This window comes from Nonomuraea sp. NPDC049607, from assembly GCF_040675375.1.
In the GTDB taxonomy this organism is placed as follows: Bacteria; Actinomycetota; Actinomycetes; order Streptosporangiales; family Streptosporangiaceae; genus Nonomuraea.
Genome location: NZ_JBFAOV010000025.1, coordinates 67,660 through 87,487, shown reverse-complemented (window position 1 = coordinate 87,487; position 19,828 = coordinate 67,660). Strand labels below are relative to the sequence as shown.

Genomic DNA, 19,828 nt, shown 5'->3' with positions numbered 1-19,828 from the left:
TCGTGCCGAACAGATGTTCGGCGGCGCGGGAGGCAAGCCGGTGCGGGTGATGGGCGTCGATCCGGGGCTGACCCGGTGCGGCCTGGGCGCGGTCGAGGGGCGGCCGGGCGCGCCGCTGTCGCTGGTGGCCGTCGGGGTCGTGCGCACGGGCGCCGACGAGGAGCTCGGCACGCGGCTGGTCGGCATCGAGGCCGGCATCGAGCGGTGGCTCGACGAGATCCGTCCCGACGCCGTGGCCGTGGAGCGCGTCTTCAGCCAGCACAACGTCCGCACGGTCATGGGCACCGCGCAGGCGGCCGGCATCGCCGTGCTGTGCGCGGCCCGGCGGGGGCTGCCCGTCGCGCTGCACACGCCCTCCGAGGTCAAGGCCGCCGTCACCGGCAGCGGCACGGCCGACAAGAAGCAGGTCGGCACGATGATCACCCGGCTGCTGCGGCTGGCCGAGATGCCCAAGCCGGCCGACGCCGCCGACGCCCTGGCCCTGGCCATCTGCCACATCTGGCGCGGCGGCGCCCAGCATCGGCTGGCCGAGGCCATGGCCCGCGCCGGCAAGGGGCGCTGACCCGTGCGGGCCGGCCGTTTCGTGGAAAGGAAGACCGAGTCGTGATCGCGTCGGTGGCGGGCAGGGTGGCGTCGGTCGCACCCGACGGAGCCGTGATCGAGGTGGGGGGCGTCGGCATGCTCACCCACTGCACCCCCGGCACTCTGGCCACGCTGCGCGTGGGCGAGCAGGCCAGGCTGGCCACGTCGCTGGTGGTGCGCGAGGAGTCGCTGACCCTCTACGGCTTCGCCAGCGACGACGAGCGCGCCGTCTTCGAGATGCTGCAGACCGCCAGCGGCGTCGGCCCCAAGCTGGCGCTGTCGATGCTCGCCGTGCACACGCCCAACGCCCTGCGGATGGCCGTGGCCGCCGCCGACCTCAAGGCGCTCACGCGGGTGCCGGGCATCGGGCAGAAGGGCGCCCAGCGCATCGTGCTGGAGCTGAAGGACCGGCTCGGCACCCCCGAGGAGGCCGTCAACGCGGCCATCGGCGGCGACCGGCGCGCCGCCCTGTGGCGCGAGCAGGTGCACTCCGGCCTGGTGGGGCTCGGCTACTCGGGTAAAGACGCCGACGAGGCCGTGGCCGGGGTCGCGCCCGAGGCCGAGGCCGACCTGGCGGCCGGGCGCCAGCCGCAGGTCGCCGCGCTGCTGAAGGCGGCGCTACGATCTCTCAGCGTAAGATGATCATGAGGTCCGTGACGACGTCCCGGCGCGCGGAGAGGAGCGGTGGCCATGGACTATGAGCGCGAGCTGGTCTCCGCCGACGCCGGCGGCGACGAGCTGCAGATCGAGGCGGCGCTGCGGCCCAAGCGGCTGGGCGAGTTCATCGGCCAGGGCCGGGTGCGCGAGCAGCTCTCCCTGGTGCTGGAGAGCGCGATGCGACGGCAGCGCCCGCCCGACCACGTGCTGATGAGCGGGTCGCCGGGCCTCGGCAAGACCACGCTCGCCATGATCATCGCGGCCGAGCTCAACATGCCGCTCCGCATCACCTCCGGCCCGGCCCTCGAACGGGCCGGCGACCTCGCGGCCATCCTGTCCACGCTGACGGAGGGCGAGGTGCTGTTCATCGACGAGATCCACCGCATGGCCAGGCCCGCCGAGGAGATGCTCTACCTGGCCATGGAGGACTTCCGGGTCGACATCGTCGTGGGCAAGGGGCCGGGCGCGACCGCGATCCCGCTCGACATCGCGCCGTTCACGCTGGTCGGCGCCACCACGCGGGCCGGGCTGCTGCCGGCGCCGCTGCGCGACCGGTTCGGGTTCACCGCCCACATGGACTTCTACGACGTCGGCGAGCTGGAGCAGGTGCTCGAACGGTCGGCGCGGCTGCTCGGCGTCGTCCTGCCCGAGGAGGGCGCCCACGAGATCGCCCGGCGCTCGCGCGGCACGCCCCGCATCGCCAACCGGCTGCTGCGCCGCGTCCGCGACTTCGCCGACGTGCGCGCGGACGGGATGATCGACCGGGACATCGCCTCGGCCGCACTCAACCTTTACGAAGTCGACGCCGAAGGGCTCGACCGGCTCGACCGGGCGGTTCTCGGAGTGCTGCTGCGCAAGTTCGGCGGCGGTCCCGTCGGCCTCTCCACGCTCGCCGTGGCCGTGGGCGAGGAGCCCGAGACCGTCGAAGTGGTCGCCGAGCCTTTCCTCGTCCGCCAAGGGCTGCTGGCCAGGACCCCGCGCGGCCGGGTCGCGACCGCTTCCGCCTGGACACATATGGGTATGACACCACCGCCGGACGCGTTCGGAGCCGCCGTTTCACCGTGATCACGAAACGGTTGCAACCATTTCAAATCGGGAACTTCCCCGCGCGCCGAATCGCTGCCTCGTTGCCGCGTTTCATAACAAGCGCCTACACTCCGTGGCTTGGCTGGCTGTGTAGGCTGACGGGCTGAGCGGCGCGGCCCGAGAGCTACGCAACGGAATTTCCGGCGCGAGGCCGGTGTCAAATTCTTGAACGACTATGGAAGGTCGCCCCTATGGACATGGGACAACTCGGAAGCATCCTGCCGCTGATCCTTCTGGTGGTGGTGTTCTACTTCCTGCTGATCCGTCCGCAGCGCAAGCGCCAGCAGGAAGCGCAGCAGATGCAGAACTCCTTGGCCCCGGGCGCCCGCGTCATGACCACGACGGGCCTGTTCGCCACGGTGGTCGCGGTGGACAACGAGGACGTCGTGCTCGAGGTCGCGCCCGGCATCGAGACGCGCTGGGTCAAGGCCGCCATCGGCCGTGTGGTCCAGCCCGGTGACGCCCCGGTGGTGACCGACGAGCCGGTCGCCGAGACCGATGTCGCCGACGGTGACACCAAGGAGTCCGACGCGACCGTGGAGCGTAACGGCGATCAGGACTCCAGCACCAAGCAGTCCTGACTAAGCTCTGCGACAAACCCCTATCTGAGAGAATCGACGACCAGTGGCCCGACCGACCAGCCGCCACAGCCGACCAGGGCGCACGCTCTTGGTGCTGCTGGCGCTCATCCTCGCCCTGGGCGGGACGATGTTCCTGCAGAAGGCGTTCACGCCCAAGCTTGGACTCGACCTCGCCGGCGGAACGACGGTGACGCTGTCACCCGTGACCCAGTCCGGTCAGTCTCCGCCTGAAGAGATCCTCGACCGCGCGGTCAACATCATCCGCGACCGGGTCAACGGCACCGGCATCTCCGACGCGGAGGTCGCCAAGTCCGGCGACAACATCATCATCTCCATCCCGGGCGTCGGACAGAGCGAGGCCATCAAGCTGGTCGCCACCACGGCGGAGCTGCGCTTCCGCCAGGTGCTCGCCATGGAGGCCACGCAGGTCCCGCAGAACCTGACCACCGAGGCGCCCACGCCGGGCGCCTCGCCGTCGGCGCAGCCGTCCTCGACCGCCAAGCCGTCCTCGACCGCCAGGCCGTCGGGCCGGCAGTCGGTGGGCACGCCGAGCGCGTCCCCGACGGGCAAGGCGCTGTCGTCCGCGCTGACCGCCCCCACGCCGGGCGCCACGCCCTCGGCCACGACCGGCACCGGCCGTGACCAGACGGCCCAGAACCAGACGGGCCAGAAGCAGAACACCAAGGGCAGGAACGCCACGCCGACGCCGGCGCCGAGCACGCCGCCCACCACGCCGCCGAAGCAGGACCCGAACGCCGGCATCAACACCGAGGGCATCGACCCGGCCGTGCTGCAGCAGTTCCACAAGCTCGACTGCACCGACCCCAAGAACCGGGGCCAGGGCGTCCAGGACGACCCGAACAAGCAGTACGCGGCCTGCGAGACCGACGGCAGCTTCAAGTACGTCCTCGACGTCGCCAAGGTCGTCGGCACCGACATCGACACCGCCTCGGCGGGCGTGCGCCAGGGCACCGTGGAGTGGGTCGTCCAGCTCGACTTCAAGAGCAAGGGCGCGGGCGAGTGGAGCAAGCTCACCACCACCGCCTACAACGCCCAGGAGCCGCGCAACAAGGTGGCGGTCGTCCTCGACGGCGTGGTCATCACGGCCCCCAACATCATCAGCCCGATCCCCGGCGGCCGCGCCGAGATCACCGGCGGCTTCGACCAGGTCAGCGCCACCAACCTGGCCGACCAGCTCAAGTACGGCGCCCTCCCGCTGAAGTTCCAGCGCAGCTCGATCGACACCGTGTCCTCAACGCTCGGCGCCGACCAGCTCGAAGGCGGCCTGATCGCGGGCATCATCGGCCTCGGCCTGGTGGTCGTCTACTCGCTGCTGTACTACCGCGGCCTCGGCCTCGTCGCGGTGCTGAGCCTCGTCGTGGCCTCGATCCTGACGTACACGGCGGTGGTCGTGCTCGGCCACAACGCCGGTTTCCGGCTCTCCCTGCCGCACATCATCGGCCTGGTGGTCTCGATCGGCATCACCGCCGACTCCTTCATCGTGTACTTCGAACGCATACGTGATGAGATGAAGGAAGGTCGGCGGACGCTTCGCGCGGCCGTCGAGGTGGCCTGGGTCCGTGCCCGGCGCACGATCCTGATCGCCGACGCCGTCATGTTCATCGCCGCCATCGTGCTGTACTTCCTGGCGGTGGGCGGTGTGGCCGGGTTCGCCTTCGCGATGGGCCTGACCACGCTGATCGACATCGTGGTGGTGTTCCTGTTCACCAAGCCGTTCATCGCCCTGCTGGCGAGGCTGAAGTTCTTCGCCAAGGGGCACCCGCTGTCCGGTCTCGACGCCGAGCGCATGAGCGCCGAGCCGGCCCGCACGACCACTCCGCAGGAGGCCTGAGATGGGACTGGGGCGTCGCCTCTACCGCGGCGAGATCGATGTCGACTTCGTCGGCAAGTGGAGGCTCTGGTACAGCCTGTCCGGCCTGCTGCTGCTCGTCTCCCTCGCCGGCATCCTGTTCAACGGGCTCAACCTGGGCGTGGAGTTCAAGGGCGGAACGGTCTTCACGTTCCCGGCGAGCACCGGCACCGTCGAGGAGGTCCGCGAGGACTTCCGCACGCAGGGCGCCCACCAGGTGATCGTGCAGCGGGCCCGCGACAACTGGCGGGTCACCACCGAGACCCTGTCGGAGTCGACGCTCAACCAGATGCAGACCACGATCGCCAAGGACTACAAGGTCCCGGTCAAGGACGTCAGCGTCCAGTCGATCGGCGCCTCCTGGGGCGGTGAGGTCTCCCAGAAGGCCTGGATCGGCCTGGGCGTCTTCATGCTCGCGATCATCCTGTACCTGTCGATGGCGTTCGAGCCGAAGATGGCCCTGTCGGCGATCGTCGCGCTCATCCACGACCTCGTCATCACGGCCGGCGTCTACGCCTGGTCGGGCTTCGAGGTCACGCCGGCGACGCTGCTGGGCTTCCTGACCATCCTCGGTTACTCGCTCTACGACGCGGTCGTCGTGTTCGACATGATCAAGGAGGTCACGGCCAAGCTGGGCACGACCTCCAAGATGACGTACTCGATGGCGGCCAACAACGCGCTCAACCACACGCTGATCCGGTCGCTGAACACCTCGCTGGTCGCGATCCTGCCGGTGGCGGCCATCCTGTTCATCGGCACCACGCTGCTCGGCGCGGGCACGCTGAAGGACCTGTCGCTGGCGCTGTTCGTCGGCATGCTCGTCGGCACGTACTCGTCCCTGTGCGTGGCCACGCCGATGCTGGTGACGCTCAAGGAGCGGGAGCCGAAGTACCAGGCCATCGCGCGCCGGCTCGCCTCCACCACCGGCAAGGGGGCGAAGGGTTCCAAAAGCGCAGCGGTAGCGAAGGGCTGAGCCCCGTTCCCGGGCTTCGTCCGGCGCCCCCATCCGTTCAGGGTGGGGGCGTCGTCGCGTTCAGGGGCGCTCTGCGGCGTTCCAGGAGGGTGCGGGGCACCCCTGGCGGGGCTCCGGCTCCGGCGGACGGCTGAGGGCATCTCAGGGGCGTCCCGGACGGCGGGCGGTCCGAGGAGGGCCCGGAGTAGGCCATCATGGAGCGCGGCACCCGTGAGGAAGGCGATGGAAGCACGATGAGTGAGCTCACCCAGTTGATCCTGGACCGGATCAGGGACGTCCCCGACTATCCCAAGCCCGGCGTGCTCTTCAAGGACATCACCCCGCTGCTCGCCGACCCGGTCGCGATGGCGGCCGTGGTGGAGGAGCTGGCCGGCCTCACCCAGGTGGACAAGATCGTCGGGATCGAGGCCAGGGGCTTCATCCTGGCGGCCCCGGTGGCCTACCGGGCGGCGGCCGGGTTCGTCCCGGTGCGCAAGAAGGGCAAGCTGCCGGCCGCGACGCTGGAGGAGTCCTACGACCTGGAGTACGGCTCGGCCACCATCGAGGTGCACCGCGACGCGTTCGAGCCCGGCGACCGGGTGCTCATCGTCGACGACGTGCTGGCCACCGGCGGCACCGCCAAGGCCACCATCGAGCTCGTCGAACGGGCGGGCGCGCACGTCGTCGGCATCGCGGTGCTGATGGAGCTGGCTTTTCTCAAGGGGCGCGAGCGTCTCCCGGCCGTCGACCTGCACTCCCTGGTGATCGTCTGAGACGGCCCGAGCGAGTCCGGGTTCCCAGCCTGGATACACTGGGGGATCTGGACTCGAACGTGAGGAGTCTGAGTGCCCCGTGATGTGGTCGCGCCCGACGTAACCGACGCTGGTAATGCCGACGCGCCCGGCGTTCCTGCGGTGCGTCGACGGCGGTTTGGGGGTGGGGCCATGAATCCGGTGCTGGAGCCGCTGTTCCGCACGGTCCGGGCCACCCACCCCAAGGCCGATCTGCGCCTGATCGAGCGCGCCTACGACATGGCCGCCTACCACCACCGCGACCAGAAGCGGAAGTCCGGCGACCCCTACATCACCCACCCGCTCGCCGTGGCGACGATCCTGGCCGAGCTGGGCACCGACGACGAGACGCTGTGCGCCGCGCTGCTGCACGACACCGTCGAGGACACCGCCTACAGCCTCGACGAGCTGCGCGGCGACTTCGGCGACACGATCGGCTCGCTGGTCGACGGCGTCACCAAGCTCGACAAGGTCAAGTTCGGCGACGCGGCGCAGGCCGAGACCGTGCGCAAGATGGTCGTGGCGATGTCGCGCGACATCCGCGTGCTCATCATCAAGCTCGCCGACCGGCTGCACAACATGCGCACCATGCGCTACCTGCCCGAGCACAAGCGTCACCAGAAGTCCCGCGAGACGCTGGAGATCTTCGCGCCGCTGGCCCACCGGCTGGGCATGAACACGATCAAGTGGGAGCTGGAGGACCTCGCGTTCGCGATGCTCTACCCCAAGCGCTACGACGAGATCGCGCGCATGGTGTCCGAGCGCGCGCCGCGGCGCGACCTGTTCCTCCAGGAGGTCATCGAGAAGGTCTCCGGCGACCTGCGCGAGGCCAAGATCCGCGCGGTGGTCAAGGGCCGGCCCAAGCACTACTACTCCGTCTACCAGAAGATGATCGCCCGCGACGTCGCCTTCGACGACATCTACGACCTGGTGGGCATCCGGGTCCTGGTCGACAGCGTGCGCGACTGCTACGCGGCGCTGGGCACGATCCACGCGCGCTGGAACCCGGTCCCCGGCCGGTTCAAGGACTACATCGCGATGCCCAAGTTCAACATGTACCAGTCGCTGCACACCACGGTGATCGGTCCGGAGGGCAAGCCGGTCGAGCTGCAGATCCGCACGCACGCGATGCACCACAGGGCCGAGTACGGCGTGGCCGCCCACTGGAAGTACAAGGAGGAGGTCGGCGCGCCGGGGCCGACCGGCAAGGTCAAGCCGGGCAGCGACATGGCCTGGCTGCGCCAGCTCCTCGACTGGCAGAAGGAGACCTCCGACCCGGGCGAGTTCCTGGAGTCGCTGCGGTTCGACCTGTCGGTCTCCGAGGTCTACGTGTTCACCCCGAAGGGCCAGGTCATCGCGCTGCCCGAGGGCGGCACGCCGGTCGACTTCGCCTACGCCGTGCACACCGAGGTCGGCCATCGCTGCATCGGCGCTCGCGTCAACGGGCGGCTGGTGCCGCTGGAGTCGCGGCTCGGCAACGGCGACACGGTCGAGATCTTCACCTCCAAGTCGCCCGACGCCGGGCCGTCGCGCGACTGGCTGAAGTTCGTCAAGTCCGGCCGGGCCCGCAACAAGATCCGGCAGTGGTTCTCCAAGGAGCGCCGCGAGACCGCGATCGAGGCGGGCAAGGAGGCCATCGGCCGCGCCATGCGCAAGCAGGGCCTGCCGCTGCAGCGCCTGATGTCCGGCGAGGCGCTGCTGGCGCTCGCCCGCGACCTGCGCTACCCCGACGTGTCGGCGCTCTACGCGGCCGTGGGGGAGGGGCACATCGCCGCGCAGGCGGTCGTGCAGAAGCTCGTGGCCTCGATCGGCGGCGTGGAGAGCGCCGAGGAGGACATCGCCGAGACGTCCCTGCCGACCCGGCTGCGCGGCCGTCCGCGCGGCGGCGGCGCGGGCGTGGTCGTGGCGGGCGACGCCGACGTGTGGGTGCGCCTGTCCAAGTGCTGCACGCCGGTGCCCGGCGACGAGATCGTGGGCTTCGTCACCCGCGGCCACGGCGTGTCCGTGCACCGCGCCGACTGCACCAACGTCCAGCAGCTCAGGGAGCAGCCCGACCGGCTGGTCGAGGTGAGCTGGTCGCCGGGCGACGACAGCGTGTTCCTGGTGGCCATCCAGGTGGAGGCGCTCGACCGGCCGCGGCTGCTGTCCGACGTCACGCGCACCCTGTCCGACCAGCACGTCAACATCCTCAGCGCCTCCGTCACGACCTCGCGCGACCGGGTGGCGATCAGCAAGTTCACCTTCGAGATGGGCGACCCGAAGCACCTGGGCCACGTGCTCAAGGCCGTCCGCAGCATCCAGGGCGTCTTCGACGTCTACCGGGTGAGCGGCGCCGGCAGCTGAGGGGCCGCCGGCGGCTCAGCCCTTCAGGTCCGGCAGGTTGACCACGATCGCCTCCTGGGTGCTGCGCGCGATCACCACGACCGCCTCCCGCTCGGGGTCGGGGTTCTCCTCGCGGTGCGGGGTGTAGGGCGGCACGTAGACGTAGTCGCCGGGGGCCGCCTCGATCCGCCGTTCGCGGCCGTCCTGGAGGAAGACGAAGCGCGGGGTGCCGCTGACGACGTAGATGGCGGTCTCGGAGGCGCCGTGGTGGTGGTCGGAGGAGCGGGTGGCGGGCGCGACGTGCGTCTGGCCCATCCACAGGGCCGACGAACCGGCCGTGGCGCCGCTGATCGCGGCCAGCCGGCGCATCCCGGAGCTCTGCGCCGTGTCGCCCGACAGCGCCTCAGCGGCGATGTGACGCAGCGGGAGGTGGAAGGGGTCGCCCTCGGCCCGGTAGCCCTCCCACAGGCGCCCTCCGGCCCGTTCCAGGACGCCTGAGGCCACCGTGGTCAGGAGCGCCGGGTCGGAGTGGGCCGCCAGCAGCTCGTCGGCCAGAGCCGGGTCGTGCTCGCGCAGCTCGCGCAGCAGCCATTTGCCGTTGCCCCGCCACCTGCCGCCCACGTCGAGCGCGAGCCTGGCGGTCTCCTGGACCACCTGCCAGCGGATGAACAGCTGCTCGCCGGGGTCGGTCGCGCCCGCCAGGTCGTCGAGCAGGTCGGACAGGCCGTAACGGGCCTGTTCGGCGCGGGGCGCGGCCAGGTCGCCGGGACCGGCGGCCAGCCGTTCGCCGAGCACCGTCTGCAGGTCGCTGGCCCGGCCGCCGGTGCGGTCGACCAGCACCGCGCCGTCGGCGCACATGCGGGCCATGCCCGGCTTGCGCCGGGCCAGGTCGCGGTCGACGTAGGCGTCGAGGCTGGTCTCGCTGTGGACGTACAGCTCGACGGGCCAGCCGTGCCAGCGCAGGGACTCGCGATAGGGCACGGCCAGCCCGTCGAGCACCACCACGACGTCGAGGTCGGAGGTGCGGGTGCGGCGCTCGGTGAGCACGCTGCCGCCGACGAAGGCGTACAGGGCGCCGGGGAACAGCTCGTCGACGAGGGCGCGCGCGACGCTGACGGGGTCCATGCCGTCAGCGTAGGACCCCGGCCGCCCTCCGAAGATCGGATCAGCTGAACTCGGTCAGCGTGCGCTCGGCCTCCTCCAGCCACGAACGGCGGGCGACCAGCGCCTCCTCGGCCTCCTTGACGTCCTTGGCCCGGCCGGCGGCCTGCGCCTTGGACAGCCGCTTCTCCAGCTGCTCGATGGAGGCGCGGAGCTGGTCGACCGTGCTCTGGGCGCGCGCCCTGGCCTCGGGGTTGGACCGCTTCCACTCGGCGTCCTCGGCCTTGCGCACGGCCTCGTCGACCTTGCGCAGCCCGCCTTCGAGCCGGTCGCGCTGCTCGCGCGGCACCGGTCCGGCGGCCTCCCAGCGCTCCAGGATGTGCCGCAGCGCCGCCCTGGCCGTGCGCACGTCGGTGACCGGGAGGATCTTCTCGGCCTCGGCCAGCAGTTCCTCCTTGATCTCGGCGTTGGCCGCCAGCGAGGCGTCACGCTCGGCGAAGACCGCCGAACGGGCCTGGAAGAACTGGTCCTGGGCGGCCTTGAAGCGGCCCCACAGCTCGTCCTCGACCTCGCGTGAGGCGCGGCCTGCGGTCTTCCACTGCTGCATCAGCTCGCGGTAGATCGCCGCGGTCGTGCCCCAGTCGGTGGAGCCCGCGATGGCCTCGGCCTCGGCGACGATGCGCTCCTTGGCCGAGCGCACGCCCTCGCGCTGCTCGTCGAGACCCGCGAAGTACTGCTTGCGGCGCTTGGCGAAGGCCGTACGGGCGGCCGACAGGCGCTTCCACAGCGCCGCCTCGGTGACCCGGTCGATCCGGTCGGCGGCCTTCCACTCCTCCACGAGCTGGCGCAGCCGTTCGCCGCCCGACTTCCAGTGGGTGGTCTCGTCGGCGATGCGCTCGGCCTCGGCGACGATGCGTTCCTTGACCGTCCTGGCCTCGGCGCGCGCCTGGTCGCGGGCGGCCTTGACCTCCTCGCGGCGATGGCCGACCAGCTCGGTCAGGCCGTCGAGGCGGGCCGTCAGCGCCGCCAGGTCACCCACGGCGTGGGCGTCGGCGACGGCCTCGCGCAGCTTGGCGATGCTCGCCTCGGCCTGCGCGGGCGCCAGGTCGGTGCCCTTGACCCGCTGTTCGAGGAGCTGTACCTGGCCCGACAGCTCGTCGTACTTGCGATGGAAGTAGGCCAGTGCCTCTTCGGGTTCACCGGCCTGCCAGGAGCCGACGGCCCGCTCTCCCTCAGCCGTACGCACGTAGACGGTGCCGTCGTCGTCTACCCGGCCCCACGGGTCGGTGCTCACCGTGTCCTCCCGCACTATCCATCAGACCCTTCGGGACTACTTCGTCCCTAGTTTGTATTACGTCAGCTCTTGCCGGCGATTGTCACGTCTTTGATTTCGAGGGTTTGCTTCGGTGCTCCGGTCCCATCTCCCATGTCAGCGATGATGCCCGCTTTGTTCACCTTGTCCAGGATGTCGAGCCCCTTGGTGATCGTACCCACCGGCGTGTAATCCGGGGTGAGTCCGAGATCGCCGTAAACGAGGAAGAACTGGCTCCCCGTGCTGCCCGGCGCCGACGTCTTCGCCATCGCCACCGTGCCGCGCTTGTACGCCGCCCCCTGCAGGTTCTCCTCGGCCATCACGTAGCCGGGGCCGCCCGCGCCGTCCTGGCTCTTGCCGTCGGCCTTGGCCGTCGGGTCGCCGCACTGCAGCATCGGGAACTTGTCGCTGCCGAGCCGGTGGCACTTGCTGCCGTCGTAGAACTTCTTGGATGCCAGGAAGGCCAGCGAGTTGGTCGTGCAGGGCGCCTTGGCGTTGTCGAGCTCGACCACGATGGCGCCCAGGTTGGTGTCGAGCGTCATCGTCCTCTTGGCCGGTTCGGTCTTGACCTTGGCCGGCGGCATGCCGACGTCCTTGACCTGGCCGCCGGCCGCCTCCTTGACATAGTCGCAGGTGCCGGCCGCCGCGTCGTACGGCTTGGGCCCCTTGTCGGCCGCGGCCGACGCGGTGTCCTGCGGGGCCGAGGCCGAAGGCGAGGCGGCCGCCTCGGTCTTCGAGTCGCCGCCGCCGAGGAGCGCGACCGCGGCCACGATGCCGCCCACCACGACCACGACGCCGACCGTGGAGCCGATGATCGCGGTGCGCTTGGCCTTCTGCTCGCGCTCGATGCGGCGCTGCATCTGCCGCTCGTAGTGCTCACGTGCCAGCTGCTTCTGCCGGTCCTTGCCCGTGGCCACCGCTTTGCCTCCCATAGTCAATCAACTGAGGTGGGCGAATCGTATCGGCCAATGGGTAATGATTCGCAGCCCGGCGACCCGCACCGGTACCCTTCGGTTACATTCCCATTGGCTTTTCGACGAGATCACCTGAGGCAGATGCTCATCGCAGGCTTCCCCGCAGGGGCCCTCCAGACCAATTGTTACGTCGTCGCGCCCGCGGCCGGCGAGGAGTGCGTGATCGTCGATCCGGGCCAGGACGCCGCCGAAGGCGTCGACGAGCTGCTGCGCGAGCACCGGCTCAAGCCGGTCGCGGTGCTGCTCACGCACGGCCACCTCGACCACGTGTGGTCGGTCGCCCCCGTCTGCGGCGCGCGCGACGTCCCCGCGTGGATCCACCCCGACGACCGCCACCTGCTGAGCGACCCCTCGGCCGGCTGGGGCGGCGGCGTCTCGCTGTTCGGCGACATCAGGCTGAGCGAGCCCGACGACGTGCGCGAGCTGTCCGACGGCGCGGAGCTCAGCCTGGCGGGCCTCGATCTCGTGGTCGACCACACCCCGGGCCATACCAGGGGGTCGGTGAGCTTCCGGCTGCCCGGCGACGAGATCATGTTCTCGGGCGACCTGCTGTTCGCCGGCTCCATCGGCCGTAGCGACCTTCCCGGCGGCGACTACGCGACCATCCTGCGCAGCCTGGCCACCAAGTGCCTGCCGCTGCCTGACGATACGGTCGTCCTGCCGGGCCACGGACCACAGACCACGATCGGCCGCGAGCGCGCCACCAACCCTTACCTGAAGGAAGCGGCGCCGCAGGCCGGTCCCACACGAGGGATCTAATGAGCTTCCAAGCACCCAAAGGCACCTTCGACTGGCTGCCGCCCAGCTCCGAGGCCATCCTGGCCGTGCGCGAGGCGCTGGCCGCGCCCCTGAGGCGGGCGGGCTACGGCTACGTCGAGACTCCCGTCTTCGAGGACACCGAGCTGTTCAAGCGAGGCGTGGGCGAGTCAACCGACGTGGTGTCGAAGGAGATGTACACCTTCCCCGACAAGGCGGGCAGGTCGCTGACCCTGCGCCCCGAGGGCACCGCCTCGGTCGTGCGCGCCGTGCTCCAGCACAACCTGCACACCGGCCAGCTCCCGGTCAAGTTGTGGTACTCCGGCAGCCAGTTCCGCTACGAGCGTGCCCAGAAGGGCCGCTACCGCCACTTCTGGCAGGTCGGGGCCGAGGCCCTGGGCTCCGAGGACCCGGCGCTCGACGCCGAGCTGATCGTGCTCGGCGCGCGGGGCTTCGCCTCGCTCGGGCTCCGGCAGGTCAAGCTGCTGGTCAACTCGCTCGGCGACAAGAACTGCCGGCCCGCCTACCGGGCCGCGCTGCAGGAGTTCCTGCGCGGGCTCGACCTCGACGCCGACACCAGGGCCCGCATCGAGATCAACCCGCTGCGGGTGCTCGACGACAAGCGGCCCGAGGTGCAGGCGCAGCTCACCGGCGCGCCGCTGGTGGTCGACCACCTGTGCGCGGCGTGCAAGAGCTACCACGAGGAGGTCCGCTCGCTGCTGACCGCCTCGGGCGTGGCCTTCGAGGACGACCCGCGGCTCGTGCGCGGGCTCGACTACTACACGCGCACCACGTTCGAGTTCGTGCACGGCGGGCTCGGCTCGCAGTCGGCCGTCGGCGGCGGCGGCCGCTACGACGGGCTCAGCGAGGTGCTGGGGGGCCCGCCGCTGCCCAGCGTCGGCTGGGCGCTCGGCGTCGACCGCACGTACCTGGCGATGGAGGCCGAGGGGCTGCTCGGCGAGGCCGCGCCGGGCCGCGTCCAGGTGTACGGTGTCCCGCTGGGTGACGACGCCCGCCGCCGCATGTTCCTGCTCCTCTCCGAGCTGCGCGAGGCGGGCATCAGCGCCGACATGGCCTTCGGCGGCAAGGGGCTCAAGGGCGCGATGAAGGGCGCGGACCGATCCGGCGCCCGGTTCGCGCTGATCCTGGGCGAGCGTGACCTCGCGGCCGAGGCCGTGCAACTGAAGGACCTGACCACCGCTGAACAGACCGAGGTGCCGCTGGCCCAGGTCGCCGACGTTTTGAAAGGGAAAGTGCAGTGATCCGCACGCATACGGCCGGGTCGCTCCGTGAGGAGCATGCCGGGCAGCAGGTGACGCTCGCAGGATGGGTGGCCCGCCGCCGTGACCACGGCGGCGTTGTCTTCATCGACCTGCGCGACGCCTCCGGCTCGGCGCAGGTGGTCTTCCGCGAGGAGGACCACGCCCACGACCTGCGCGCCGAGTACTGCGTGCAGGTGGTCGGCCAGGTCAGGGTGCGCCCGGAGGGCAACGCCAACCCCGAGCTGCCCACCGGCGCGATCGAGGTCGTGGCCGAGCGGGTCGAGGTGCTGAGCGAGTCCGCGCCGCTGCCGTTCCCCATCGAGGGCAACGTGGGCGTGTCGGAGGAGGCCCGGCTCAAGTACCGCTACCTCGACATCCGCCGCCAGCAGGTCGCCGGCGCCATGCGCACCCGCTCCAAGGCCACCTACCTGGCCAACGAGGTGATGCACGAGCTCGGCTTCGTCTACGTCGAGACCCCGACGCTGACCCGCTCGACCCCCGAGGGCGCGCGCGACTTCCTGGTGCCGGTCCGCCTGCAGCCCGGCAACTGGTACGCCCTGCCGCAGTCGCCGCAGCTGTTCAAGCAGCTCCTCCAGGTCGCCGGCCTGGAGCGCTACTACCAGCTCGCCAAGTGCTACCGCGACGAGGACCTGCGGGCCGACCGCCAGCCCGAGTTCACCCAGATCGACGTCGAGATGTCCTTCGTCGACCAGGAGGACGTCATCGAGGTCGGCGAGAAGCTGGTCGGCCGGCTGTGGCGGGAGATCCTCGGCTACGAGATCCCCATGCCGCTGCCGCGCATGACCTACGCCGACGCCATGGCCCGCTACGGCTCCGACAAGCCCGACCTGCGCTTCGGCCAGGAGCTCGTCGAGATGACCGACTACTTCGCCGACACCTCCTTCCGCGTCTTCCAGGCCGACTACGTCGGCGCGGTGGTCATGCCGGGCGGCGGCTCGCAGACCCGCAAGGAGCTCGACGGCTGGCAGGAGTGGGCGCGCAGCCGCGGCGCCAAGGGCCTGGCGTACGTGCTGGTCCAGGAGGACGGCACGCTCGGCGGCCCGGTCGCCAAGAACCTGTCGGAGCAGGAGCTGTCCGGCCTGGCCGCCAAGGTCGGCGCCAACCCCGGCGACGCGGTCTTCTTCGCCGCCGGCGCCCGCTCGGCCTCCCGCGACCTGCTGGGCGCGGCCCGGCTGGAGATCGGCCGGCGCTGCGGCCTGATCGACGAGTCGCAGTGGTCGTTCCTGTGGGTGGTCGACGCCCCCATGTTCGAGGAGGACGGCGAGGGCGGCTGGACGGCCGTGCACCACCCGTTCACCGGCCCCAAGCCGGAGTGGGCCGACAACTTCCAGGACCACCCGGGCGAGGCCCTGGCCTACGCCTACGACATGGTCTGCAACGGCATGGAGATCGGCGGCGGCTCGATCCGTATCCACCGGGCCGAGATGCAGCAGCGCGTCTTCGACGTGCTCGGCATCTCCAAGGAGGAGGCCGAGAGCAAGTTCGGCTTCCTGCTGGAGGCGTTCAAGTACGGCCCGCCCCCGCACGGCGGCATCGCCTACGGCTGGGACCGGATCTGCATGCTGCTGTCCGGCGGCGACTCGATCCGCGATGTGATCGCGTTCCCGAAGACCGCCTCCGGCTTCGACCCGCTGACCGCCGCGCCGACGCCGATCACGGCCGAGCAGCGCAAGGAGGCGGGCGTCGACGCCCAGCCCAAGTCCGAGGCCTGACACGACGACGGCGGGCGTCCCCCTTTCCGCAGGGGACGCCCGCCGTTCTCGTGTGCCGAGCTACCTCAGCGTGACGCGCTTGATGATGATGGGGTTCTTCGGCGCGGTCGAGCCGCCGTCGCCCACGATGTCGTCGCCGTTGACGATGACGCCGTCCTTGGCGACCTTCTCGATGATCTCCAGGCCGGAGCGCACCATGCCGAGCACCGAGTACTGCGGCTCCAGCTGGCCGTTCTCGTCCGACAGCGAGATGGCGAACTGGCTGCTGTTCTGCCCGGCGGCGCCGTCGGGCTGGGTCAGGAACACCACGCCCTTGGTGTAGGACATGGTGCCGGCGGCCTCGTCGCCGAACACGTAGCCGGCCGTGCCCTGTCCGTCGGTCGGGTTCCTGCCGTCGGCCTTGGCCTGCGGGTCGCCGCACTGCAGCAGGAACAGGCCGGCCGTCTCCGGCGTCGCCAGCCGGTGGCACTTGGTGTTGTTGTAGAAGCCCTTCCTGGCCAGGAACGCCATCGAGTTGACCGAGCACGGGGTCGCGTTCGCGTCGACGTCGATGACGATGTTGCCGTGGTTGGTGGTCACGGTCATCGTCTTGAGCTTCAGGTTGGGCCGCTTGCCCGGCAGGCCGACGAACTTGTTGGGCGCGGAGTCGTCACGCTTGTACGTGCACGACACCTCGCCCGCCTTCTTCGGCGGCGCGGTGCTCGGCAGCTCCGTCGGCGCGGGAGAACTGGTGCTGGCGGAGGGCGTGGGCGTGCTCGCCGCCGCGGCCGTCTTCTTGTCGTCGCCCATCAGGGTGGTCGCGGCGAAGATGCCGCCCGCCACCACGACGACGGCCACGCCCGCGCCGATGAAGGTGTTCCGCCTGCCTTTGGCGGTCTGTTCGGCCGCGCGCCGCGCCTGCCGCTCCTTGTGCTCCCGGGCCAGCTCGCTCTGGCGGTCGTCGCCGCTCACCGGTTGTCTCCTTCATCTTTGCCGACACATGACCAAACAACTCCGCGAATGCTACCGGCCTCCGATATGTGCCGGGCGTAAGTGGCGGAAGCCACTGACTGGGGCAAGTGGGAGATAGAACCTTTCGGTATGAGAATTCGTAGTCCAGGTGAGGCCCCTACCAAGGAGTGATCGTGTTCGAGCAGATCCTCGGCCTGCCGGCCCATCCGCTCATCGTCCATTTCGCCGTGGTGCTGACGCCGCTGCTCGTCCTCCTGGCGGGGGCGTACGCGCTGCTGCCACGCGTAAGGACCCTGACGGCGTGGGCGGTGGTGCTGCTCGCCGTGGCCGCCCCCGTGGCGGTCCTGGTGGCCAAGGAGAGCGGGGAGAGCCTGAAACGGGCCCGCTTCGCCGACGTGGACGGCCCGCTCGGGGCGCGCGTCGCCGACCACGAGAGCTTCGCGAACCCGCTGCTGCTGTCGGTGGCCGGCCTGGCCGCCGCCTCCCTGGCCCTCGTGTACGCCACCACCCCCGCGCGCCGCTCGGTCACCTCCGACCGGTTCGGCAGGCCCGTCACGTTCGTCCTGTCGGCGCTGACGGTCGTCCTGGCGGCCGTGGCGGGGTGGTTCTGCTTCCGCGCGGGCGACTCCGGGGCCAGGGCCGTGTGGGCCGCGGCGGGTCTGACCGGCGTGTAATCTCGCGTTGTGGATAGCCTGTTCGATTCGGCGGCTGAGGAGGCCACCCCGCAACCCCTCGCGGTGCGGATGCGCCCGCGCACCCTCGACGAGGTGATCGGCCAGCGACACCTGCTGGGCCCCGGCACCCCGCTGCGGCGGCTGGTCGAGAGTGAGGCCCCCATGTCGCTGTTCCTGTGGGGCCCGCCCGGCACCGGCAAGACGACCCTGGCCTACGTCGTCTCCAACGTCACCAAGCGCCGCTTCGTCGAGATCTCCGCCGTCTCGGCGGGCGTCAAGGACGTCCGCGCCGCCATCGACAACGCCCGCCGCGAGCTGGGCATGAGCGGCCGGCAGACCGTGCTGTTCGTCGACGAGGTCCACCGCTTCAACAAGGCCCAGCAGGACGCCCTGCTGCCGGCGGTGGAGAACCGCTGGGTCACCTTCATCGGCGCCACCACCGAGAACCCGTCCTTCTCGGTCATCTCGCCGCTGCTGTCGCGCTCGCTGCTGCTCACGCTGGAGTCGCTGTCCGACGACGACGTGCGCGCGGTCCTGGAGCGCGCGGTGGCCGAGCCGCGCGGCCTGGACGGGCGGCCCCGGCTCGCGCCCGAGGCCCTCGACCACCTGGTGCGCCTGGCCGGCGGCGACGCCCGCAGGTCGCTGACCTACCTGGAGGCCGCCGCCCTGCTGGCCGACGACATCACCGTCGAGGTGGTGGAGAAGGCCGCCGACAAGGCGGCCGTGCGCTACGACCGCCAGGGCGACCAGCACTACGACGTGATCAGCGCGTTCATCAAGTCGATGCGCGGCTCCGACGCCGACGCGGCGCTCCACTACCTGGCCCGCATGATCGAGGCCGGCGAGGACCCGCGCTTCATCGCCCGCCGCATCGTCATCTTCGCCTCCGAGGACGTCGGCATGGCCGACCCCACCTGCCTGCAGACGGCGGTGGCCGTGGCCCAGGCCGTGCAGCTCATCGGGCTGCCCGAGGGGCAGATCAACCTGGCCCAGGCCGTCATCCACTGCGCGATGGCGCCCAAGTCCAACGCGGTCGTCAAGGCCATCGGCGCGGCGGTCGGCGACGTCCGCAAGGGGCTGATCGGCCAGGTCCCCGGCCACCTGCGCGACGCCCACTACCCCGGCGCCGCCAAGCTCGGCCACGGCGACGGCTACAAGTACCCGCACGACTTCGACCACGGCCTGGTGCGCCAGGACTACGCGCCCGAGCAGGTGCGCGACCGCCGTTACTACGAGCCCACCCGCCACGGCGCAGAGGCTCCCGTGGCCGACCGCTGGGCCAGGATCCGCGACTTCCTGCGCGGCTCCTGACCGTCCCGCCCGCACGCCAGATTGATCGCCACCATGACCGTCACCTCGAACGACCACCGCGCGAGCTTCGACGCCCGCATCACCTTCGGCAACGGCGGCGACCTCGCCGTCCACGGCTTCCGCGTCGACCTGCCCGGCCCCGACGTCTCCGAAGGCGAGATCGCCGCCCTGTTCGTGGCCTCGCTCGGCCTGCTGATGACCGACGGCGTCGAGCTGACCAACGTCGAGATCTTCGCCGAGCCGCACAAGGGCACCAGGGGAGGGCCGTCCGACCGCGCGGCCACGGCCGCCCCGGCGGCGGGGGGAGCGCTGGTCGAGCTCGCCCGTCCGCCCGCCGAGGGCGGCACCTGCCTGGTGGCGCCCGGCGGCGACCTGCCGGGCCTGCCCCTGTCGCGCGCGGCCGAGCTGCCCACCGTGGTGGTGCGGCTGGAAGGGGCCGGGGGGCGGGAGGTCGGCGTGGGCACGCTGGCCGCCTTCGACGTGCGCGGCAGGGCCGTGCTGCTGCACACCGGCGCGGGCGAGGGCGGGCGGCTCACCCCGGAGGCCGCCGCGTGGCTGGCCGCGGGCGGCGTGTCCCTGGTCGGCACCGACGCCGACACCCTCGACGGCACCACGCCTGAGGGGGACGACGGGCGTGTGGACAGCCCGGCGCTCGACGTGCTGCTCGCCGCCGGTGTGCCGGTCGTGGAGCGGCTGACCGGGCTCGACCGGCTGCCGCCGACCGGCGCCCTGTTCACGGCCGCGCCGCCGCTGCTGGAGGGCGTCGGGCGGGTTCCCGTACGCGCCTTCGCCCGCGTCCCCGAGGCGTGACAGACGGCGTGACAGGAGGCGGCCGGGCGGCGGAACGCCTGGTCAGGGCGGCATGCGATCGGTCACGGAAGCGTCCGCAGGCGACCTGGCCGCCGGATCGGAC

18 protein-coding genes are annotated in these 19,828 nt (G+C 71.0%); 14 read left to right on the top strand and 4 right to left on the bottom strand.

The annotated features are described in order from the left end of the window. Positions 1-40 precede the first annotated feature (40 nt). The 8 genes from ruvC (at position 41) to AB0J97_RS36225 (ending at position 8,862) form a co-directional block, all read left to right on the top strand. Complete coding sequence (gene ruvC / locus AB0J97_RS36260) at positions 41-562, top strand: crossover junction endodeoxyribonuclease RuvC (RefSeq protein ID WP_357703420.1); 522 nt, start codon at positions 41-43, stop codon at positions 560-562. Between the two features lie 41 nt (positions 563-603). Then, positions 604-1,224 carry a Holliday junction branch migration protein RuvA gene (gene ruvA, locus AB0J97_RS36255; RefSeq protein ID WP_357703275.1) on the top strand — a complete coding sequence of 207 codons (621 nt, stop codon included), beginning with the start codon at positions 604-606 and terminating at the stop codon, positions 1,222-1,224. 48 nt (positions 1,225-1,272) lie between these two features. After that, positions 1,273-2,304, top strand: a complete 1,032-nt coding sequence (gene ruvB / locus AB0J97_RS36250) for a Holliday junction branch migration DNA helicase RuvB (protein ID WP_357703277.1) — start codon at positions 1,273-1,275, stop codon at positions 2,302-2,304. A gap of 218 nt (positions 2,305-2,522) precedes the next feature. After that, entirely contained in the window at positions 2,523-2,906 is a 384-nt protein-coding gene (yajC, locus tag AB0J97_RS36245) for a preprotein translocase subunit YajC (RefSeq protein ID WP_357703279.1), read from the top strand. Between the two features lie 91 nt (positions 2,907-2,997). Beyond that, positions 2,998-4,758, top strand: a complete 1,761-nt coding sequence (gene secD, locus AB0J97_RS36240; RefSeq protein WP_364097505.1) for a protein translocase subunit SecD — start codon at positions 2,998-3,000, stop codon at positions 4,756-4,758. 1 nt (position 4,759) lies between these two features. Then, complete coding sequence (gene secF / locus AB0J97_RS36235) at positions 4,760-5,749, top strand: protein translocase subunit SecF (RefSeq protein WP_357703281.1); 990 nt, start codon at positions 4,760-4,762, stop codon at positions 5,747-5,749. Between the two features lie 233 nt (positions 5,750-5,982). After that, positions 5,983-6,501, top strand: a complete 519-nt coding sequence (locus tag AB0J97_RS36230) for an adenine phosphoribosyltransferase (protein ID WP_357703283.1) — start codon at positions 5,983-5,985, stop codon at positions 6,499-6,501. Between the two features lie 171 nt (positions 6,502-6,672). After that, positions 6,673-8,862, top strand: a complete 2,190-nt coding sequence (locus AB0J97_RS36225) for a bifunctional (p)ppGpp synthetase/guanosine-3',5'-bis(diphosphate) 3'-pyrophosphohydrolase (protein WP_357703285.1) — start codon at positions 6,673-6,675, stop codon at positions 8,860-8,862. A gap of 15 nt (positions 8,863-8,877) precedes the next feature. Here AB0J97_RS36225 and AB0J97_RS36220 read toward each other — a convergent pair whose 3' ends face one another. The 3 genes from AB0J97_RS36220 to AB0J97_RS36210 all read right to left on the bottom strand — a co-directional run bounded on the left by AB0J97_RS36220 (position 8,878) and on the right by AB0J97_RS36210 (position 12,171). Continuing rightward, complete coding sequence (locus tag AB0J97_RS36220) at positions 8,878-9,966, bottom strand: cupin domain-containing protein (RefSeq protein ID WP_357703287.1); 1,089 nt, start codon at positions 9,964-9,966, stop codon at positions 8,878-8,880. Between the two features lie 40 nt (positions 9,967-10,006). Then, complete coding sequence (locus AB0J97_RS36215) at positions 10,007-11,236, bottom strand: DUF349 domain-containing protein (protein WP_364097415.1); 1,230 nt, start codon at positions 11,234-11,236, stop codon at positions 10,007-10,009. Positions 11,237-11,298: 62 nt separating this feature from the next. Beyond that, entirely contained in the window at positions 11,299-12,171 is an 873-nt protein-coding gene (locus tag AB0J97_RS36210) for a peptidylprolyl isomerase (protein ID WP_357703291.1), read from the bottom strand. A gap of 138 nt (positions 12,172-12,309) precedes the next feature. On the opposite strand from AB0J97_RS36210, the gene AB0J97_RS36205 reads away from it, so the two are divergent. Genes AB0J97_RS36205 through aspS form a run of 3 tightly spaced genes read left to right on the top strand, consistent with a single transcriptional unit; the run spans position 12,310 to position 15,979 of the window. Beyond that, entirely contained in the window at positions 12,310-12,987 is a 678-nt protein-coding gene (locus tag AB0J97_RS36205) for an MBL fold metallo-hydrolase (RefSeq protein WP_357703293.1), read from the top strand. Continuing rightward, positions 12,987-14,246: a histidine--tRNA ligase gene (gene hisS / locus AB0J97_RS36200; protein ID WP_357703295.1), complete on the top strand. Its 1,260-nt coding sequence runs from the start codon at positions 12,987-12,989 to the stop codon at positions 14,244-14,246. Before AB0J97_RS36205 ends, hisS begins: the two co-directional genes overlap by 1 nt. Further along, positions 14,243-15,979 (top strand): aspartate--tRNA ligase, encoded by a 1,737-nt coding sequence (aspS, locus tag AB0J97_RS36195; RefSeq protein WP_357703297.1) that lies wholly within the window; start codon positions 14,243-14,245, stop codon positions 15,977-15,979. Before hisS ends, aspS begins: the two co-directional genes overlap by 4 nt. A 60-nt stretch (positions 15,980-16,039) precedes the next feature. On the opposite strand, the gene AB0J97_RS36190 is transcribed toward aspS, so the two are convergent. Further along, the gene (locus AB0J97_RS36190) at positions 16,040-16,930 is read right to left on the bottom strand and encodes a peptidylprolyl isomerase (protein ID WP_357703299.1); all 891 of its coding nucleotides are present in this window, start codon (positions 16,928-16,930) and stop codon (positions 16,040-16,042) included. Positions 16,931-17,103: 173 nt separating this feature from the next. On the opposite strand from AB0J97_RS36190, the gene AB0J97_RS36185 reads away from it, so the two are divergent. Genes AB0J97_RS36185 through AB0J97_RS36175 form a run of 3 tightly spaced genes read left to right on the top strand, consistent with a single transcriptional unit; the run spans position 17,104 to position 19,725 of the window. Continuing rightward, positions 17,104-17,604: a hypothetical protein gene (locus AB0J97_RS36185; RefSeq protein ID WP_364097409.1), complete on the top strand. Its 501-nt coding sequence runs from the start codon at positions 17,104-17,106 to the stop codon at positions 17,602-17,604. Positions 17,605-17,613: 9 nt separating this feature from the next. Beyond that, positions 17,614-18,915 carry a replication-associated recombination protein A gene (locus AB0J97_RS36180; RefSeq protein WP_357703303.1) on the top strand — a complete coding sequence of 434 codons (1,302 nt, stop codon included), beginning with the start codon at positions 17,614-17,616 and terminating at the stop codon, positions 18,913-18,915. A gap of 33 nt (positions 18,916-18,948) precedes the next feature. Continuing rightward, complete coding sequence (locus AB0J97_RS36175) at positions 18,949-19,725, top strand: hypothetical protein (protein WP_364097405.1); 777 nt, start codon at positions 18,949-18,951, stop codon at positions 19,723-19,725. Positions 19,726-19,828 lie beyond the last annotated feature (103 nt).

Excerpts from the sequence above, each read along its gene's own strand:
- ruvB (WP_357703277.1), top strand. The coding sequence starts at position 1,273 with ATGGACTATGAGCGCGAGCTGGTCTCCGCCGACGCCGGCGGCGACGAG.
- yajC (WP_357703279.1), top strand. The coding sequence starts at position 2,523 with ATGGGACAACTCGGAAGCATCCTGCCGCTGATCCTTCTGGTGGTGGTG.
- secF (WP_357703281.1), top strand. The coding sequence starts at position 4,760 with ATGGGACTGGGGCGTCGCCTCTACCGCGGCGAGATCGATGTCGACTTC.
- AB0J97_RS36230 (WP_357703283.1), top strand. The coding sequence starts at position 5,983 with ATGAGTGAGCTCACCCAGTTGATCCTGGACCGGATCAGGGACGTCCCC.
- AB0J97_RS36225 (WP_357703285.1), top strand. The coding sequence starts at position 6,673 with ATGAATCCGGTGCTGGAGCCGCTGTTCCGCACGGTCCGGGCCACCCAC.
- AB0J97_RS36220 (WP_357703287.1), bottom strand. The coding sequence starts at position 9,966 with ATGGACCCCGTCAGCGTCGCGCGCGCCCTCGTCGACGAGCTGTTCCCC.
- AB0J97_RS36205 (WP_357703293.1), top strand. The coding sequence starts at position 12,310 with ATGCTCATCGCAGGCTTCCCCGCAGGGGCCCTCCAGACCAATTGTTAC.
- hisS (WP_357703295.1), top strand. The coding sequence starts at position 12,987 with ATGAGCTTCCAAGCACCCAAAGGCACCTTCGACTGGCTGCCGCCCAGC.
- AB0J97_RS36175 (WP_364097405.1), top strand. The coding sequence starts at position 18,949 with ATGACCGTCACCTCGAACGACCACCGCGCGAGCTTCGACGCCCGCATC.